The 17,673-nt window shown below is 73.5% G+C and carries 20 protein-coding genes; 7 read left to right on the plus strand and 13 right to left on the minus strand.

All coding sequences use genetic code 11. The annotated features are described in order from the left end of the window. Positions 1 to 3 precede the first annotated feature (3 nt). The 3 genes from Pen02_RS34675 to Pen02_RS34685 are packed head-to-tail and all read left to right on the plus strand — an operon-like array spanning position 4 to position 1,509. Positions 4 to 486: a WXG100-like domain-containing protein gene (locus tag Pen02_RS34675; RefSeq protein ID WP_203870390.1), complete on the plus strand. Its 483-nt coding sequence runs from the start codon at positions 4 to 6 to the stop codon at positions 484 to 486. Further along, on the plus strand, positions 479 to 925 hold the full coding sequence (locus tag Pen02_RS34680; protein ID WP_203870391.1) for an HNH/ENDO VII family nuclease: 447 nt from the start codon (positions 479 to 481) through the stop codon (positions 923 to 925). The genes Pen02_RS34675 and Pen02_RS34680 overlap by 8 nt, the downstream gene beginning before the upstream one ends. Before the next feature lie 11 nt (positions 926 to 936). Further along, positions 937 to 1,509 carry a suppressor of fused domain protein gene (locus Pen02_RS34685; RefSeq protein WP_203870392.1) on the plus strand — a complete coding sequence of 191 codons (573 nt, stop codon included), beginning with the start codon at positions 937 to 939 and terminating at the stop codon, positions 1,507 to 1,509. An 85-nt stretch (positions 1,510 to 1,594) separates the two neighbouring features. Here Pen02_RS34685 and Pen02_RS34690 read toward each other — a convergent pair whose 3' ends face one another. Next, on the minus strand, positions 1,595 to 2,311 hold the full coding sequence (locus tag Pen02_RS34690) for a GTP cyclohydrolase II (RefSeq protein ID WP_203870393.1): 717 nt from the start codon (positions 2,309 to 2,311) through the stop codon (positions 1,595 to 1,597). A 225-nt stretch (positions 2,312 to 2,536) separates the two neighbouring features. Here Pen02_RS34690 and Pen02_RS34695 point away from each other — a divergent pair, with 225 nt between their 5' ends. Further along, positions 2,537 to 3,265, plus strand: coding sequence for a RibD family protein (locus Pen02_RS34695; protein WP_203870394.1), 729 nt, complete (start codon positions 2,537 to 2,539; stop codon positions 3,263 to 3,265). Between the two features lie 26 nt (positions 3,266 to 3,291). Here the strand turns inward: Pen02_RS34695 and Pen02_RS34700 are convergent, their stop codons facing one another. The 5 genes from Pen02_RS34700 to Pen02_RS34720 all read right to left on the minus strand — a co-directional run bounded on the left by Pen02_RS34700 (position 3,292) and on the right by Pen02_RS34720 (position 8,292). Next, a complete protein-coding gene (locus tag Pen02_RS34700) occupies positions 3,292 to 4,527 on the minus strand; it encodes a lysylphosphatidylglycerol synthase transmembrane domain-containing protein (RefSeq protein WP_203870395.1) in 1,236 nt (411 codons plus the stop codon). Positions 4,528 to 4,717: 190 nt separating this feature from the next. Then, positions 4,718 to 5,584, minus strand: coding sequence for a class I SAM-dependent methyltransferase (locus Pen02_RS34705; RefSeq protein WP_203870396.1), 867 nt, complete (start codon positions 5,582 to 5,584; stop codon positions 4,718 to 4,720). A 47-nt stretch (positions 5,585 to 5,631) separates the two neighbouring features. Continuing rightward, entirely contained in the window at positions 5,632 to 6,741 is a 1,110-nt protein-coding gene (locus Pen02_RS34710) for a glycosyltransferase family 4 protein (RefSeq protein ID WP_372445729.1), read from the minus strand. A 115-nt stretch (positions 6,742 to 6,856) separates the two neighbouring features. Continuing rightward, on the minus strand, positions 6,857 to 7,255 hold the full coding sequence (locus Pen02_RS34715) for a 6-pyruvoyl trahydropterin synthase family protein (RefSeq protein ID WP_203870397.1): 399 nt from the start codon (positions 7,253 to 7,255) through the stop codon (positions 6,857 to 6,859). Between the two features lie 44 nt (positions 7,256 to 7,299). After that, positions 7,300 to 8,292 carry a zinc-dependent alcohol dehydrogenase gene (locus tag Pen02_RS34720; protein WP_203870398.1) on the minus strand — a complete coding sequence of 331 codons (993 nt, stop codon included), beginning with the start codon at positions 8,290 to 8,292 and terminating at the stop codon, positions 7,300 to 7,302. A 134-nt stretch (positions 8,293 to 8,426) separates the two neighbouring features. On the opposite strand from Pen02_RS34720, the gene Pen02_RS34725 reads away from it, so the two are divergent. Continuing rightward, positions 8,427 to 9,236, plus strand: coding sequence for a CDP-alcohol phosphatidyltransferase family protein (locus tag Pen02_RS34725; protein ID WP_203870399.1), 810 nt, complete (start codon positions 8,427 to 8,429; stop codon positions 9,234 to 9,236). A gap of 78 nt (positions 9,237 to 9,314) precedes the next feature. On the opposite strand, the gene Pen02_RS34730 is transcribed toward Pen02_RS34725, so the two are convergent. The 7 genes from Pen02_RS34730 to Pen02_RS34760 all read right to left on the minus strand — a co-directional run bounded on the left by Pen02_RS34730 (position 9,315) and on the right by Pen02_RS34760 (position 15,992). Further along, on the minus strand, positions 9,315 to 10,157 hold the full coding sequence (locus Pen02_RS34730; RefSeq protein WP_239141775.1) for a hypothetical protein: 843 nt from the start codon (positions 10,155 to 10,157) through the stop codon (positions 9,315 to 9,317). Positions 10,158 to 10,218: 61 nt separating this feature from the next. Continuing rightward, the gene (locus Pen02_RS34735; protein WP_203870400.1) at positions 10,219 to 11,775 is read right to left on the minus strand and encodes a fused response regulator/phosphatase; all 1,557 of its coding nucleotides are present in this window, start codon (positions 11,773 to 11,775) and stop codon (positions 10,219 to 10,221) included. After that, complete coding sequence (locus tag Pen02_RS34740; protein WP_372445725.1) at positions 11,772 to 13,157, minus strand: sensor histidine kinase; 1,386 nt, start codon at positions 13,155 to 13,157, stop codon at positions 11,772 to 11,774. The genes Pen02_RS34735 and Pen02_RS34740 overlap by 4 nt, the downstream gene beginning before the upstream one ends. A 78-nt stretch (positions 13,158 to 13,235) precedes the next feature. Continuing rightward, positions 13,236 to 14,264, minus strand: a complete 1,029-nt coding sequence (locus Pen02_RS34745; RefSeq protein WP_203870401.1) for a SpoIIE family protein phosphatase — start codon at positions 14,262 to 14,264, stop codon at positions 13,236 to 13,238. Further along, complete coding sequence (locus Pen02_RS34750; protein WP_239141777.1) at positions 14,246 to 14,635, minus strand: ATP-binding protein; 390 nt, start codon at positions 14,633 to 14,635, stop codon at positions 14,246 to 14,248. The genes Pen02_RS34745 and Pen02_RS34750 overlap by 19 nt, the downstream gene beginning before the upstream one ends. A gap of 32 nt (positions 14,636 to 14,667) precedes the next feature. Further along, the gene (locus Pen02_RS34755; protein ID WP_239141779.1) at positions 14,668 to 15,117 is read right to left on the minus strand and encodes an STAS domain-containing protein; all 450 of its coding nucleotides are present in this window, start codon (positions 15,115 to 15,117) and stop codon (positions 14,668 to 14,670) included. Beyond that, positions 15,117 to 15,992, minus strand: a complete 876-nt coding sequence (locus Pen02_RS34760) for an STAS domain-containing protein (RefSeq protein ID WP_203870403.1) — start codon at positions 15,990 to 15,992, stop codon at positions 15,117 to 15,119. Before Pen02_RS34760 ends, Pen02_RS34755 begins: the two co-directional genes overlap by 1 nt. Positions 15,993 to 16,269: 277 nt before the next feature. Between Pen02_RS34760 and Pen02_RS34765 the strand changes: the two genes are divergently transcribed. Both Pen02_RS34765 and Pen02_RS34770 read left to right on the plus strand, forming a co-directional pair. Then, positions 16,270 to 16,659 (plus strand): VOC family protein, encoded by a 390-nt coding sequence (locus tag Pen02_RS34765; RefSeq protein ID WP_203870404.1) that lies wholly within the window; start codon positions 16,270 to 16,272, stop codon positions 16,657 to 16,659. A gap of 372 nt (positions 16,660 to 17,031) precedes the next feature. Beyond that, positions 17,032 to 17,604: a flavin reductase family protein gene (locus Pen02_RS34770; RefSeq protein WP_203870405.1), complete on the plus strand. Its 573-nt coding sequence runs from the start codon at positions 17,032 to 17,034 to the stop codon at positions 17,602 to 17,604. Positions 17,605 to 17,673 lie beyond the last annotated feature (69 nt).

A 17,673-nucleotide genomic window follows, 5' to 3' on the forward strand; every position in this document is an offset into this window, starting at 1 on the left:
CGGATGGGGATCCAGTTGCCGGCCAGCCTGGTGGAGATCCTCTCCACCATCGGCTTCCACTGGCCGGAGAGCGACGAGACCAAACTGCTGGAGCTGGGCCGGGCCTGGGGCGGCCTGTCGAGCCAGCTCGACACCGAGGTGAAGGCCGCCAACAGCGCGGCGGCCGGAGTCTGGACGGCGACCCAGGCCGAGACGGCGGACGTGTTCCGGGCGAGCTGGACCCGGGACGCCGCCCCGGCGTCCCGGCTGGCCGGCGGTGCCACCGGGGCGGACATCGTCGGCGCGGGCCTGTTGACCTGTGCCGCCATCGTCCTGGCGCTCAAGCTCAACATCATCGCCCAGGCCAGCCTGACGGTGCTGGCCATCGCGGCGGCGATCGCCACCGGTGGCCTGGCGGCGGCCGGGGTCGCGCTGCTCCGCGAGGCGTTGCGGCGGCTGCTGGACTGGCTGCTCAACGAGGCGATCATGAAGATCGCCAATGGTTAGACGCCGGGTCCGGCGCCGGCTGGCCGGCGCCGTCGCCAAGGGTGTCATGCGATCGCTCCGGTCGGTCGTCAAGGACGGCGAGAAGCTGACGCCGGTCTCCAGGAGCGTCCGCGCCAAGCTGCGCCGGGACCCCTACCGGCGGCCGAAGAACTTCCGTCGGGGCGTACGGGACAAGGTGTGGCAGGCGAACAAGGGCCCGGACGGCAAGGTCAGGGACCCGCTGACCGGCAGGGTCATCCGTCGGTGGACGCGCTGGGACATGGGGCACAAGCCGGGGTACGAGTTCCGCAAGCACCAGGCCAGCGCCCGCCTGCGACGGATCAGCCGGAAGCAGTTCCTCGACGAGCACAACGACCCGGCGCACTACCGGCCGGAGCTACCATCGTCGAACCGGGGCCACGCGGGTGAGGACCTTACCGACGACTACCTGGGACCGTGAACATGCCGAACGTGAGCAACGACAACAAGGCGATCGCGAAGACCGTCGCGGCGGTCTTCGGCGGCAGTCCACGGGTGGTGGAGTACCTCGACGCCGACGGGTCCAGCCGGGTCGCCATCCTGCACTCCACCGACCACCCCTGGCCGGACGTGACGGCGTACTGCACGATCGGGCTGTCGGACCTGGCCATCCCCCGGGACGTCAACCCGCCGCTCGGGGTCGAGCTGCTCGCCGTCAGCGACTCGGCGGTGCAGGCGCAGTTCGCCGAGGCGCTGAGCACCGCCGCGTTCTTCTGGATCAACGACGGCTGGGAGCCGGAGCCGGGCGCCTGCTTCCGCGACGTGCTCCGGATGCACCTGCCGGAGACCCGGTTTCCGCACTTCTTCCTCACCGACCCCTACCTCTGGGAGCGGGAGTTCGGCTCGATGGTGGTCGGCGCCAAGACGGTCGCCTGGCTGCTCGCCGTACCGGTCAGCGCGGCCGAGGCGGACTACGCCGAGGAGAACGGCCCGGAGGCGCTCGAGGAACTCCTCGAACGGCACGACGTCGACATCACCGACCTGGACCGGGCGTCGGTCGTCTGACCGCGCCCGGCCCGGTCGGGTCGGCGGATTCCGGCCGGCGGGGATCGGCCCGGCCCGGTCGAGAACGCCGACCACCGTCCACCACTCAGTCGGCGAGGGGCAGCTCGATGGTGTGTGCGGTGTGGCTGGCCTTCGCCTTCAGGTAACGGGCGTTGGCGGCGGAGAGGTGCACCCCGGTCGGCACCCGCTCGGTGACCTCCACGCCGAGCCGACCGAGTTGGTCGGCCTTGTCCGGGTTGTTGCTCAGCAGCGCGATCCGGTCCGCGCCGAGCGTACGGAGCATCTGCGCCGCGACGGTGTAGTCGCGCTCGTCCTCGCCGTGCCCGAGTGCCACGTTCGCCTCGTAGGTGTCCAGTCCCACGTCCTGTAGGGCGTACGCGTCGAGCTTGGCGTACAGGCCGATGCCCCGGCCCTCCTGCCGCAGGTAGAGCAGGAAGCCGCCGTGCTCGCTGATCCGTTCCACCGCCTCCCGCAGTTGCGGGCCGCAGTCGCACCGCTGGCTGCCGAAGACGTCGCCGGTCAGGCACTCGCTGTGCGGGCGTACCAGCGGAGCCGTGCCACCGTCGGCGGAGCCCGCCGTGTTCCGCCAGTCACCCAGGCCGAGCGCGAGGTGCTCCCGGCCGTCCACCAGCCCGTCGAAGGTGAACACGCTCGCGGTCGCCGTGAAGCCGTCGGCGAAGCGGAGCGGTACGGTCACCTGCCGGCGGACGGTCGCGGCCGGAGCCGGCCCGTGGCCGTGGCCGTGGCCGTTGAGCGTTTCGGGCGCCTCGGCGGTGGTTACCTGGGGCGGTGTGTGCGGCATCAGTTCTCCCTCTTGGGGTCGGGTGCGTACGCCCTGAAGATCTAGGGTGCCTCTGTCGGGGGTCTGCCCGCCGCATCGTTGGAGCGTGGAGGCTGGTGACGGGTGTGCGGTCATCCGGCGGGGGTCACCGGACCGGCACCGGGGCGAGGTCGGCGGGGACGGGCGCCGACGATGCGGAAGACTGACCTCCCGCGCGGGCTGTTCATCGACGGAGAGGTGTGATCAGTGAGTGACCGGCCGTACGTACTGCTGAGTTGCGGCATGTCAATCGACGGTTACCTGGACAGCGCCACCGGAAACCGGCTGCTGCTCTCCAACGATGCCGATTTCGACCGAGTCGATGCGGTACGCGCCGAATGTGACGCGATCCTGGTCGGCGCCGGCACCGTACGGCAGGACAACCCGCGACTGCTGGTCCGCTCGCCGTCCCGCCGGGCCGAACGGGTCGCCCGGGGCCTGCGGCCGACGCCGCTGAAGGTGACCGTGACCGGCCGGGCCGACCTGGACCCGGCCGCCCACTTCTTCGTCACCGGCGAGATCGACAAGCTCGTCTACTGCGCGAGCGCGAGCCTCGACGACGCGCACGAGCGGCTCGGCGAGGTGGCGACCGTGGTGGACAGCGGCGACCCCGTCGACCTCGAACTGGTGCTGGCCGACCTGCACACCCGGGGTGTGCGGCGGCTGATGGTCGAGGGTGGCGGAACGATACATACCCAGTTCCTCACCGCCGGCCTCGCCGACGAGTTGCAGTTGGTGATCGCGCCGTTCTTCGTCGGCGACTCCCGGGCGCCGCGCTTCGTCGGCGACGGCCGGTTTCCGTGGGGACCTGACCGTCGCGCGGAGCTGGCCGAGGTGTGCCAGATCGGCGACGTGGTGCTGCTGCGCTACGCCCTCTCGGAACGGTTCGCCGCTGCCGGAGGCGCTCTGGGCAGCGGCGTTCACACCGTAGCCTGACCCTCCGACATCCAGCCGGACGCTGGTCACGCGACCGCTCGGGGTAGCGGGAGGCGGCTGCCGGGTCCGCCGGTCGGCGCGGCGGCGGGTACGGCGCGGAGTCCGCCGAGCCAGCGGGCGACCAGTACCGCCGCCCCGGGCAGGCTCGCGGCGAAGGCGAGCACGCCGTACACCACCGCGACGGTGAGGCCGAGCGAGGCGCCCAGCCCGGCCGCGCCGAAGGCCCAGGCGGTGACCCCCTCCCGAGGTCCCCAGCCACCGACGTTCAGCGGCAGCGCCATCGCGATCAGGGCCAGCAGCATCAGCGGTAGCAGCCGGCCGAGCGGCGCCGACGAACCGGCGGCCCGGGCCGCGACGACGAACGTACCGAGATGTCCGGCCAGCACCACGGCGGAGGAGAGCGCGATGCCCGGCCAGGTGTCCCGGGCGAGCAGCCCGAGCCGTACGTCGGAGACCGCCGTCCGCCATCCGCGACGCCACCGCGAGCCGACGCCGACAGGTCCGGCTCCGATGCCGGCCGTTCCTGACGCACGGCTGGGTCCGGCTTCGATGCTGGCCGTTCCGGACGCGATGCCAGCCGTTCCTGTGGCGAGGCCGGGTGCGGATTCGGCGCCGGCCGTTGCTGACCTGACGTCGGTAGGTCCCGACTCGGTGCTGGCCGCTGGCGACCGGTCGAGGCGCCGTCGGGACCGGAGCACGAGCCAGCCGGCGAGGCCGAGCACTCCGGCCGCCGCCGCGACGACGGCGGCGAGCCGCCCGGTCGGGCCGAACCCGGCCGGCAGCAGGGCGGGGGAGGCCAGCAGCAGCACCACCGCTCCGACCGCGAACAGCACGATCTGCCCGGCGGACCGTTCCAGCACCACCGCCCGGACGCCCCGGCCCACGTCGTCCACGTCCTTGCCGTGCCGCACCGCCCGGTGTACGTCCCCGAGCACCCCGCCCGGCAGGGCCGCGTTGAGGAAGAGCCCCCGGTAGTAGTCCGCGACCGCCCGGCCCAGCGGCAGTCGGATGCCGAGACCCCGGGCCACCAGGCACCAACGCCAGGCGCTGAACACCGTGGTCAGCAGCCCGATGCCGAGCGCGGCCAGCAGGGTACCGACGTCGATCACCCGGAGCCCGTCCAGGAACGCCCCGGTGCCGAGCCGCCACAGCAGGAACCCGAGGATGGCGGCTCCGCCGAGTATCCGCGCCCAGGCCCAGAACGTACGCCTCACGACGCCGCCCGGTCCGCCGGTACCCGCCGCGACGTCCTCGCCCCGCACATCCGGACCCTCCTTCGATCGGTTCTCGCCAGTTATACGAGGCAACCGGGGCTGCGGTTCATCCGTGCCTGCCGGACGGCCCGGTACGGGCTCGCCCGGGCCTGCCGAGCGGGTCGATACGGGCGAAACCGTGCCTGCCGACCTGCTGGCTACGGGCTGGTCCGTGCGCGCCGACCAGCCCGGTACCGGCTCACCCGTACGTGGCGAGCAGGTCGGCGTGCCCGACGACCACCCGTAGTTCGCCGGCTGCCGCGGCGGCGAGCCGGCGCTCCAGGTACGCGGCGGCCGGGGCGGCCAGCTCGGGTCGCTGCTCGACGGCGGCACCGACCCAGCCGCGCAGCCACTGCGCGGCCAGCTCCGCCTCGGCCGGGCCGAGCCGCCACGGGCTGGGCCGGACCTGCACGGTCGCCCCGAGCCGGCGGAACGCCTCGGCGGTCGCGTCGACCGCGTCCGGGCCGAGCAGCCGCTGGTCGCCGCTGCCGCGTCGCTGGTGCGCGTTGAACGCGGCGACGATCTCGGCGTCCAGCGGGTCGGCCGGGGAGAGGTCCACCTCGCCGAGCACGGAGAGGGTCAGCAGCGCCGGTGCGCCGCTGGAGACGCAGGCGGCGACCAGCCGCTCCACCTCGGCCAGGGTGAACAGGTCCAGCAGCGCGGACGCGGTGACCAGGGACGCCCCGGCGAGGTCGTCGGCGGTCAGCAGGGTGAGGTCGCACTCCCGGGTCTGCACGCTGACCGGTGCGCCGTCGGCGGCGGTCGCCGGCAGGTGTTCCCGGGCGTGGTCGAGCAGCCCGGCTTCGCGGTCGTACAGCACCCAGTGCTGTGGGCCGGGCAACTGGCCGGCGAGCCAACGGCCCATCGAACCGCTGCCGCAGCCCAGGTCCCGGATCACCGCCGGGCCGGTGCCGGGCAGCCGGTCGCGCAGCGGCCCGAGCAGCTCACCCGCGCGGGCCCGGGCGTCGGCCGGCTCCCGCAGGCCGAGCCAGGCCAGGCTGTACGGCGAATCGTCGTCCCCGTCCGTGCCGTCGAGTTGGCCGGTTCGCCCGCTGTGCTCGGTCATGTCATCCTCTCGCCACGTACAGTCATCTCGTCTTCCTGGCGGTGCGGTCATGTCATCCCCGCGCCGCGTCCGGTCATGCCGTTCCGCATCGTGTTCAGCAGCTCGGCGAGGCCGGCGGCGGTGACGTCCCAGCCGGGCAGCACGGCGCGGCGGTCCCGGGCGGCGGTCCGGAGCCGGTGCCGCAGGTCGGGCTCGTCGAGCCAGCGCCGCAGCGCCCCGGCCAGTGCCGTCGGGTCGCCGGGCGGCACCAGCAGACCGGGTACGGTGCCGTCGGGTGCCCGCCCGAGCGCCTCCGGCACCCCGTCCACCCCGCTGGCCAGCACCGGGATGCCCCGGGCCAGCGCCTCGGTGACGACCATGCCGTACGGCTCGGCCCGGGAGGGCAGCACCAGCAGGTCGGCGGCGGCGTACTCGGTGGCCAGGTCGGCGCCGGTGAGCGGGCCGGTGAACCGGACCCGGTCGGCCAGCCCAGCCGCCTCGGCCACCCGGCGCAGTCCGTCGACGTACCCGGGATCGCGGCCGACCGGGCCGACGCAACGGCAGGTCCACGGCCGGTCGGCGAGGGTGGTCAGCGCCTCGACCAGTACGTCGTGCCCCTTGCGCGGGGTGACCGAGGCGACGCAGAGCAGTTCCGCGCCGCCGTCGGTACCCGGGGCCAGCGGTGCGGCGGCGACTCCGGGCGGTACGACGTGCACCCGCGCGACGGGCAGGCCGTGCCGTTCGACCAGCCGGCGTCCCGTCCCGGCGCTGGTGGCGACCACCGCCGGTACGGCCCGCAGGGTCAGCCGTTCCAGGTCGTCGAGCCGGGCCGCCACCTCGGGGGACAGCCCGGTCTCGTCGGCCAGTGGCAGGTGCACCAGCACCGCCAGCCGGAGCCGCTCGGCGGCCGGACCGACGACCTCGGGTACGCCGCAGGCGACCAGCCCGTCGAGCAGCACCACCTCGCCGTCGGGTACGCCCGCGAGCGCCCCGGCCAGCGCCGCCCGTTCGCCGTCGGCCGGCCGGGGCCAGTTTCCCGGTACGGCGAGTTCCCGCACCTGCCAGCCGAGGTCGGTCAGCCCGGTGCAGACCTGCCGGTCGTAGGCGTTGCCACCGCTCGGTGTGCCCGGGTCGTCGATGTCCCCGGGCAGCACCAACCACGCGGTACCGGCGCTCACCGCGCCGCCCGGGTCACCGGGCCCGCCAGGGTCGCCGAGATCGGCAGGGGCGCGAGGATCGGCGGGGTCGCCGACACCGTCGGGCACCCGGCGGAGGCTGCCGGATCCGGTCGGATCACAGGGTCCGCTCGTAGCTGGCCCAGGCGATGTGCGACTCGTGCAGGGTGACGGTGATCCCGGTCAGCCCGCGTGCTCCCTCGCCGAGCGCGCCCGCGTGCACCCGGTCGACCAGCCGGTCGGCGATGATCTGCGCGAGTGCCTCGGTCGAGGTGTTGATCCCGGCCAGCGACGGCTCGTCGTCCAGGTTGCGGTAGTTCAACTCGCCCAGCACCTCGGCCAACTGCCCGCTGGCCAGCCCGATGTCGACCACGATGTTGTCGTCGTCGAGTTCCGGCCGGCGGAACGTGGCGTCCACCACGAAGGTCGCGCCGTGCAGCTTCTGCGCGGGGCCGAAGACCTCGCCCCGGAAGCTGTGCGCGATCATGATGTGATCACGGACGGTGATGCTGAACAAGGATTCTCCTCTGGTCGGTCCCGGTCGGGACGATCGGCTCGGAGCTACTGGTCGGTGGCCGGGTCGGGGTAGTCGACCAGGTGGCACAGGGCGGGTAGTTCCCCGCTGACCAGCCGGGGAAGCACCTCGGGCAACTCCTCGAAGTCGTTCCTGCCGCTGATCAGCGCGTCGAACGCGGGATCGGCGAGCAGGTCCAGGGCCAGCCCGAGCCGGTCCGCGTAACTGCGTCGTCCGCGTACGTTCGGTGACACCGTACCCACCTGGCTGCTCCGGATGGCCAGTCGGCGGGAGTGGAAGTTCTCCCCGAGCGGCACGCTGACCTGGCGGTCGCCGTACCAGCTCAGTTCGACGACGGTGCCCTCCGGGGCGAGCAGTTCCAGCGACCGGGTCAGCCCGGCCGAGGTGGCACTGGCGTGCACCACCAGGTCGCGGTCGCCGTCGGCGTCACGGGGCAGTGCGAAGTCGACGCCGAGCGCGGCGGCGATCCCCGCCCGGCCGGGATCCGCGTCGACCAGTTGCACCCGGGCACCGGGAAACCGGGCCAGGATCCCGGCCATGCAACTTCCGACCATCCCGGCACCGACCACCGCGATCCGGTCGCCGACCAGGGGGACGGCGTCCCAGAGCGCGTTCACCGCGGTCTCCACGGTGCCGGCGAGCACCGCGCGGGCCGCCGGCACCCGATCGGGTACGACGGTGACCGCCGACGCCGGCACGACGTACCGGGTCTGGTGCGGGTATAGGCAGAAGACGGTACGGCCGAGCAGGTGCGCCGGCCCCGCCTCGACGACGCCGACGCTGAGGTAGCCGTACTTCACCGGGCCGGGGAAGTCGCCGTCCTGGAACGGGGCGCGCATCGTCGCGTACTGGTTCGGCGGCACCTTGCCGGCGAAGACCAGAGTCTCGGTACCCCGGCTCAATCCGGAGTGCAGCGTGCGGACCAGCACCTCGTCGGCACCGGGCGGGGCCAGCGGAATCGACCGGATCTCGCCCCGGCCGGGCGCGGCAAGCCAGAAGGACCGGGCACGCAATGTCATCAGATCCTTTCCCGGCGCGATGAACCGAACGCGGATGTTTTCCGTTTCCACGGGGGTGGGCAGCGGCAACGATACGCGGCGCGTTGATCGCGCCAAACCGTGACGGAGGAACGTTGACTGTCAGTGAACATCCGATGGCGGCATCTCTGGTCCGGCTGCGACCGGCGCGGCTGCGGGTACGTCCCGTGCCGCGCGACGGCGGTTCCGCCGTACCGGTCGACCGGCGTACCTCGGCGGAGGTGGACGGGCCGGCGGTAGGGCTGGCGGTCCAGTTCGTCCTGCTGGCGGCGCTGGGCGCGACGGTCGGGCTCGGTCCCGCAGGCTGGCTTGCCGGCTCGGCGTACGCGGTGGTCACCTGGCTGCTGCTCGGCCGTGCGTTGCGCCGTTCCGGGGCGCGGATGCTCGGCGCCGCCAACCAGGTCACGCTGGCCCGGGCCACCCTGGTCGGCGGGGTGACCGCGCTGGTGGCGGCCTCCTTCTGGTCACCGGCCCCGGTCGGGCTGCTGGTCGCCGTGGCGAGCGTGGCGCTGGCGCTGGACTGGGTGGACGGCCAGGTCGCCCGGCGCACCGGTACGACCACCGCGCTCGGTGCCCGGTTCGACATGGAGGTCGACGCCTTCCTGATCCTGGTGCTGAGCGCCTATCTCGCACAGTCGCTCGGCGGCTGGGTACTCGCGATCGGCGCCCTCCGGTACGTCTTCGTCGCCGCCGCCTGGGTGCTGCCGTGGCTCAACGCGGCGCTGCCGCACCGGTTCTCCCGGAAGACCGTCGCCGCGATGCAGGGGATCGTGCTGGCGGTGGCGGCGTCCGGGGTGCTGCCCGGCCCGCTGGCGTACGCGTCGGTCGGGTTGGCGCTGGCGCTGCTCTGCTGGTCCTTCGGCCGGGACGTCGGCTGGCTCTGGCACGCCCGGCACCGGTACGCGGCGCCGGCCGCCACCCGCTGACCCGGTCGCTGCCGGGCGGCTCCGGCGACCGACCCGGTCGCTACCGGCCGACCAACCGGCAGGGCTCGGGGCCCGGGTTCAGCAGAACCGCTCGATCGTCACCGGGATCAGCCCCGCCAGCCGGGCCGCCGTGGTCAGTTCGCGCAGCATCGGTGCGACGGCGGCGTCGCCGCCGCCGACCAGGTCGGCGGTGACGTCGAGGCCCCAGGCGGCACCGGCGCCGATCCGGCGCAACTTCCAGGTGAAGGCGTCGCCACCGACGCGCCGCCGAGCGACGGCGACGACCCGGGCCTGCGGGTCGGCGAGGTCGGGTACCACCGTCATCCCCGCGTTGTTCAGCAGCTTCGCCAGGCTGTCCGGGTCGGGCCCGGCGGCGAACAGGATCCGGTACGTCCGGGTCTGCGCGAATCCGGCCGTCACCCGAGCGGTGTCCAGCCACAGTGGCGCCGAGGTGGGCAGCACGGTGCCGCCGTCGAAGTAGCCGCGCAGCGTCTCCTCGTCCGGCAGGACGGCCCCGGCGAGTTGGTGGTAGACCACCGCCGCCTCCTGTCGGGACACCCCGACCACCCGGTCGCGCAGGTGCGCGTCGACGCGCAGCTCGCGGCTCAAGGCGGAGGCGCCGTGCCAGCGCAGAACGCCCGGCGTCCAGCCGGCACTGTCCAGTCGGACCGCCGAACGGTCCGCGCCGAGCCCGAACTCCTCGACCAGGAGTCCCGCCGGGCGGCTCGGCTCCGGCTCGTCGCGCCTGGGCGGGTGGATCAGGTAGTAGTCGAGTACCGGGACCGCCGCCCGGTGGTCGGTGGCCGGCGACCGCGCCGGGGAGGCGACCAGGACCGTTCCCGCCGGCTCCGAGCGGCGTACGGCTGCGGAGCCGGGCTGCGGGGCGGCTGACCCGGCCGGTTGCACGGAAGATGTCGACATATGGTGCATTCTCGGTTACGAACCCGCCGTGCGGGGTCCGGCTCGCCCGGCCTGCGGTGACTCAGTGCCGGCGCAGGGCGACCACCGCGATGTCGTCGGTGATCTCCGTCGGGTTGAGTTCGGCCAGCAGCCGCCGACAGAACGCGTCGAGGTCCTGCTCGACGGTTGCCGCCGTGCCGGCCAGGTCGTCCAGCCGCCGGTCCAGGTCCACGTCCCGGCGTTCGACCAGGCCGTCGGTGTAGAGCACGAGGGTCGCGCCCCGGGGCAGCACGAATTCGAGGTCGTCGGGGCGGTTCGCGCGGACCCCGAGCAGCGGGGCGCGGTGCTCGACGTACTCGGTCGAGTCGGCGGTGACCACCAGCGGCGGCAGGTGCCCGGCACTGGCCAGCCGGATCCGGCCGGTGGCGGGTTCCAGGGTGAGCAGGCAGAGCGTCGCGAACTCGGCCGGCAACAGGGTACGCAGCAGTTCGTCGACCCGGTCCAGGATGGCGCCGGGCGGATGCCGCTCCACCGCGTACGCCCGGATCGCGTGCCGGAGCTCGGCCATCACGGTCGCCGCGTGCAGCGAGTGGCCCGCGACGTCGCCGATCGCGGCGACCAGCCGGCCGTCGATCATCGCCAGTTCGTAGAAGTCGCCGCCGACCTCGGTCTGCGCGCTCGCCGGCTCGTAGCAGACCGCGAGGTCGAGCCCGGGCACCGTGGGCAGCCGGCGGGGGAGCAGACTGCGCTGCAAGGTCACCGCGATCCGGTGCTCCTCGTCGTACGAGCGCTGCGCCTCGACCGCCGTCGCCACCGCCTGCACCAGTTGGCTGAGTACGGCGGACTCGGTGGTCAGGGCCGACTCGGGTACGGCCACCTGCACCGCCGGGCGGTCCACCCGGAGCCGGGCGGTGGCGACGCAGACCTGCTCGCCGGGGCGTACCGGCACCGGCCAGTCGGCCGACGGCTTGGCGTGCATCCCGACCCCGACCGGCACGGCCCGGAGGTCGACCGGCCACTGCCGGACCGTCACCGGTCCACCGGGTTCGCCGACCAGTGCCGCCCAGCCTCGACCGTCGGCGTCCTGCCCGGCCACCAGCGCCCCGGTGCCGAAGATCCGGGACGCCCCGTGCGCCGCCGAGGTGAGCAGCGGCGTGAACGAGGGGGCGGCGTTCACCGCCAGCGTGGTCTCGGCGAGCGAGGCGAGCCGGGCGGCCAGCAGTTCGGCGCGGCTCCGGGCCCGGTAGTAGCGCAGCGCCGCCTGGGTGGTGGCGATCAGTTCGTCCGGCTCGATCGGTTCCACGAGGTACGCGTCCGCGCCCCGGGTCAGGCCCTGCGCCCGGTCGGAAACGCTCACCGCGTGCGCCGACACGTGGATCACCGGTCGTGAGGCGTGCCGGGGATCGGCCTTGATCCGCTCGCTCACCTCGAAGCCGCTCATGTCGCCCAGCCGTACGTCGAGGACGACCAGGTCGATCTCCTCCCGCTCCATCCGGTCCAGCGCCGCACCGCCGCTGTCCGCCTGGACGACCGTGTACCCGGCCCTGGTGAGCCAACTGACCAGCAGGTAGCGCTTGGCGGCGCTGTCGTCGACGACCAGGATCGTCGCGCCGGAGCCGACCTGTTCCGCGCCGCTCACGGTGTCGGCCGCAGCGGTAGGTGGACGGTGAACGTACTGCCGGCGCCGGGCTCGCTGGTCATCCGCAGGTCGCCGCCGAGCAGCCGGGACAGCCGCCGGGCGTACGGCAGGCCGAGGCCGGTGCCCCGGGCGCCGGTCGGCGAGGGACGCCCCGGCACCTGGTAGAACTCCTCGAAGATCCGCTCCTGTAGCTCGGCCGGTACGCCGATTCCGGTGTCGCTGACCCGGACGACCCACCAGTCGCCGTCGACCTCGGCGGTCATCCGGACCTCGCCCCGCGCGGTGAACTTGAGCCCGTTGTGCAGCAGGTTGCGCAGCACCTGGGTGAGCAGCACCTCGTCGGTGCGGATCAGCGCCGGCGGCGCGGGGTCGACCACCACCAGCTCCACCTCGGGCCGGGTGGCCATCGCCCGTACGGTGCCCCGGAGCTGGCCGAAGACGGTCCGCAGCTCGACGTCGGTCCAGTTCGGCTCGATCGCCCCGGACTCCGCCTTGCCGAGGTCCAGCAGCTCGTTGACCAGCGACAGCAGGTCGGCGGCCGAGCCCCGGATCAGCTCCGCCTGCTCCCGCTGCTCGGCGGTGAGCGGGTCGGAGGCCGGGTCCAGCAGCAGCCGGGTCAGCCCGATCACCGCGGTCACCGGCGCGCGGAGTTCGTGGCTGACGTTGGCCAGGAACCGGCTCTTCGCCTCGCTGGCGGCGCGGAGCTGCACGGAGCGCTCCTCCAACTCGGCGTGCAGCGCGACCACGCCCCGGTTGGTCTCGTCGAGTTCCTCGGAGAGCTGCGTGTAGAGCGCCAGCACGCCCCGGTTGGTCTCGGCGAGTTCCTCGTTGAGCCGGACGAGCTCGTCGCGCTGCGCCCGGGTCTGCTCCAGGGCCGCGAGGAGCTGCTCGTTCTGCTCGGCCATCTCCTCCAGCGGAGTACTGGCGGCCGAGGCGTTCAGGTTGTCGCGTATCACGTCAAGGCGATCCGGGGTGAGCGGGCTGGTCGGGGCGGGGATCCGGCGGGTCATCCGGAGTACGAGCGCCGCACCGTCCCGGGCGACACTGAAGGTGTCGACCAGCCGGCCCAGCACCAGGGCTTCGGTGAGCGTCTGTTCCGTCGTGCCGGCCGGCGGTACGGCGGTGACCTCGGTGACCAGCACCTGCGGAGTGGCGTCGACCGTCACCGCGAAGGTCACCTCGGCTCGCGCCGGTACGGCCAGCGTGACGACGAGGTAGCGGCCGATCTCGCTGAGCGCGGTGGCGAGCCGTACCTGGTCCTGGTGCTCCATGCCGACGGCGGCGGCCACCTCGCGGCCGCGCTGGCGGACCAGGAACACGTCCGGCTCGGCGCGCAGCGTCATCCGCAGCAGCACCGGACCGGTGGCCGATGGCCCGGTCACGACCGCTCCCCGGTCACGGCCGCTGCTCCGGCCCGGCGTGGCGCGGTCGTCACGGCTTCCCGTCCAGACGTGGCCCGGTCACGGCGCGGTCCGGGCGACGAGGACGCAGGCGTCGTCACGGCGTACGGCGGCGTCCCGCAGCAGGGTGCCGGCGATCACCTGCGGCGAGCGCGCGGCCAACCCGACGTAGTCGGTCAGCCGCCACCGGTCGGTCACCCCGTCACTGTGCATGACCAGGCAGGCGCCGTCCGGGAACGGGTAGTCGAACTCGCGTACCGTCCGCCGCTGGTGGCCGACGATGCCGGGCATGGAGACCAGGCCACGCCGGTCGGCGTCGTGGTGCACGGAGCCGGCGATGTTGCCGAGCCCGGCGTACCGGACCAGCCCGGCCGCCGAATCGAGTTCGGCGACGGCGGCGGCAGCGCCCCGGGTGTGGCTGATCGCCCGGTGCAGGTGTTCGAGCACCGCTGCCGGCGGCGCCGCCGGAGCCAGGTGGAAGGCGTGCACGGCGGCCCGGGCCGCCACGGCGGCGAGCGGCCCGTGCCCGAGCCCGTCGCAGACCAGCACCTGCCGCCGGCCCTCGACGGTACGCACCGCGAACCCGTCGCCGCAGGACTGCTCGCCGCTCATCGGTCGGCTCACCCCGGCGACCCGGCCCGGCTCCGGCGCCTCCCCCGGCCAGACCTGGGCGGCGGTCACCGTGCCACGGCCGGGCAGCGAGAAGACGTCGAACCAGCTCGACTGCCGGCCGATCGCGCCGAGCCCGATGCCGAGGGAGCCGGCGGTCGAGTGACCGTCCCGGGTCGACGAGACCACGTCGGTCATCCCCGGGCCGGAGTCGAGGGCGAGCAGTTCCACCCCGGCCACCCGGTCGTTTCGGGCCGGCCGGATCAGCAGCAGTCCGTTGTCGGCGTGCTTGACGAGATTGCTGGCCAGTTCGACGGCGACGATGGCCACGGCGCCGGCGCGGGCCTCGTCGAAACCCATCCGGCCGGCCAACAGTTCGGCGGCCCGGCGGACGGTGCCGACCGCACCCAACTCCTCGACCTGGAACCACGCGCCCTCGTCGACAAGCCGGTCGTCGCCGCTCACATCGATCGCGCCCATTTCGTGATCGTCACCCGGGTGCCCTGACCGGTGCCGGTCTGCACCTCGAACTCGTCGACCAGCCGCCGCGCGCCGCCGAGGCCCAGCCCCAGGCCGCCGCCCGAGGTGTAGCCGTCGGTCAGCGCCAGCTCCAGGTTGGCGATGCCGGGGCCCTCGTCGGAGAAGACGATCCGGATGCCCTTGCGGCGACCGCTGTCCACGACACCGACCTCGGCGCCGCCGCCACCGCCGTAGACCAGGGTGTTCCGGGCCAGCTCGCTCGCGGCGGTGACCAGCTTGGTCTGGTCGACCAGGGAGAGCGAGACCGCGACGGCGGCGGTACGGACGAGTTGGCGTACCCGCACCACGTCGGCGTCCGAGTTGATCGTCACGACCTGCGGGGTGGACAGGTCGGGCCGGCCGGTCAAGACGCGGTCGCCGTCGGGTGGTCGGGGTCCGGGCCGAGAGCGAGCATCCACGCCGTGTCCGAGTCCGACCCGCGTACGTGGTCCGCGTCGTCCTGCCGGGACCGGGCCAGCAGTTCCATGCCGCGTTCGACGTTCAGCGCGGTCCGGATGCCGTTCAGCGACAGGCCCAGTTCGACGAGGGTGATCGCGACAGCCGGCCGCATCCCGACCACCACGGTCTCGGCGTCGAGTACCCGGGCTATCGCGGCGATCGTGGAGAGCATCCGGCCGACGAACGAGTCGACGATGTCCATCGCGGTGATGTCGATGATCACCCCGTGGCAGCCGCTCTGCACGATCCGGTCGGAGAGGTCCTGTTGCAGGGCCAGCGCGGTCTGGTCCTCCATGTCGACCTGGATCGAGACCAGCAGCAGGTCACCGATCTTGAGCACCGGTACCCGGTGCATCAGGCCTCCCGCGCGCCGCGTGCGGCGCTGCCGTTGCCCCGGCGGGACTGCTCGATCGTGCGTAGCGCGTGCCGGAGCGCGTCGGCCAGCGTCGCCTTGGTGGCGATGTCGCCGAACTCGATGCCCAACGCCACGATCGTCTGGGCGATCTGCGGCCGGATGCCCGATACGATGCACTCGGCGCCCATCAGGCGGGCGGCCACCACCGTCTTCAGGATGTGCTGCGCGACCTGGGTGTCCACCGCCGGCACGCCGGTGATGTCGATGATCGCGTACGGCGAGCCGGTGTCGACCAGGGTCTGCAGCAGCCGCTCCATCACGACCTGGGCCCGGGCCGAGTCCAGCGTGCCGACGAGCGGGATGGCGACCACGCCCTCCCAGAGCTTCACCACCGGGGTGGAGAGTTCGAGAAGCTGCTCGGCCTGGTCGGCGAGGAGTTCCTCCCGCGACCTGGCGTACCGCTCGAAGGTGAACAGGCCCAACTGGTCGACCACCCCGGAGGCGGTGACGTAGTCCGCCAGCGCCCGCTGGTCGCCGGAGCGTACGTCGAGCACGTCGACAAGCGCGTCCTTGAGCGCGAAGACGCTCACCGCGGTCTCGGTGGCGGTGAAGCCCTGCTGCGCCCGGCTTCGGGACATCTCGGAGAGCGTGGCCCGCAGCGCGCCGGACGCGTCGGCGGCCAGGTCGAACTGCCCCTCGGCGAGCGCGGCGCGCAGCGCCCGGTGCAGCTCCTGCACCTGTTGGCGTAGCTCCGCCTCCGTCATCCGGCCGCGCACCGAGGCGGCGGTGACCTCGGTCCAGCGCTCAACCAGCCGCGCCGCGTGGCTGTCGAGCAACGCGGCGAAGCGGCTGCTCTCGTCGGCCGTGATGGCCATCGTTCCCTCCCCGAATGCTGGTCGCGGGCGTGCCGATGGCCAGCCCGGCCGGTGGACTGTATCACCGGGATCCGTCGGGACGACCTGACGGACTCTCTGGCCAGCCGGTATTGGCGGCTCCGGATGCCTCGCCCGGGTCGCGGCCGGCGTCCGCCGGACGGGCAGCGCCGTGGACGTCGAGAGCCGGGATCCGGCTCCGACCTCTGCGGTGTACGGCACCGGTCAGGTGCCACCCCGATCGGCGCCGAGGCGCCACGTCTTACCTGGGAAGGAAACCATGGGACAGCCCGTCGTGCACTTCGAGATCATCGGTACGGATCCGGCGGCGCTCCGGAGCTACTACGGCGACCTGTTCGGCTGGACGTTCGGTGTGGGTGACGCCGCCACCGACGCCGTCTCCGCGCCGGGCGAGTACGGCTTCGTCGACGGCGGCACCACCGGCGACGGCACCGGGATCAACGGTGGTGTCGCGGGCGGTACCGGACACCGGCCCCGGGTGCTGTTCTACGTCGGTGTTCCCGACGTCGAAGCGGCGCTCCAACGGGCCGAGAGCCTCGGCGGCGAGCGCATCCTGGGTCCGGCCCCGACCAGCGGCGGCGCCATTGCGGTCGGTCACTTCACCGATCCGGAGGGCAACCTGATCGGTGTCGCCGGTCCACCGCGGTGACCACTGCCGCCGGGCGGCGCGGTGTCGACGGCGACTGGACGCCGGCCGGTGCCGCCTGGCGGCAACCGCGACGGCGGGGGCGTTCCCGGTCCGCCTCCGCCCGGGGGAGGAGGCGCCGCCCGAGCGGCGGAGCGGCGGGATCGTCAGCGCGGCGGAAGACCGGCGCCGGCCACCGCCGTAGCGTGGGACCAGGTCCGGGACACCACGTGCGGGTCGATGTCGTACGCGATGGCGAGGGGTGCGCCCGACGGCGGTCCGGGATCCGGGCAGCCCGGGAAACCGTACCCGGCCGGCCGGTGCCCCGGCGCTGGCCGGTGACCGTTTCCGGCCGGCGGTGGAGCCGGCCACCCCCGTCGAGGAGGCGAGTGTGCGGTGACCGAGACCGTGGTGTCCGACCCGATCGACCAGCGCCGACTACGTACGGTGCTCGGTCACTTCACCACCGGCGTGGTGGTGGTGACCGCCGTCACCCCGGACGGCCGGCCGACCGGGATGACGGCGAACTCCTTCTCGTCGCTGTCCCTCGACCCACCACTGGTGCTGTTCTGCGTCAACCGGCACTCGCGGCTCTTCCCGGTGTTCGCCTCGGCGCCGGCCTTCGCCGTCAACGTGCTGCGGGAGCGGGACCGGGACCTGTCCCAGCGGTTCGCCCGGCCCGGCCTCGACCGCTTCGGCGAGCTGACCCCCCGGTACGGCCGCAGCGGCGCACCGCTGCTCGACGACCCGCTGGCGGTACTCGAATGCGTGGCGCCGCGCCGGGTTCCGGCCGGGGACCACGAGATCGTCATCGGCCGGGTGGTCGAGGCGTGGGCGGCCGACGAGCCGGACGCGGAGCCACTGGTCTACTACGGCGGCGCCTACCGCACCCTGCACCCGGACCGGGCGGTACCGGGCCTCCGGGTCCCGCTGGAGGACCCGCTCGACTGGTGGGTGCCGTTCCGCTGAACCCCGCGTACCGGGTCGGTTCCCGGCCGGCGGGTCGATGGATCCCGGCCGGGGCCGATCCGTCGGAAG

Source organism: Plantactinospora endophytica (assembly GCF_016862915.1).
Lineage (GTDB): Bacteria > Actinomycetota > Actinomycetes > Mycobacteriales > Micromonosporaceae > Plantactinospora > Plantactinospora endophytica.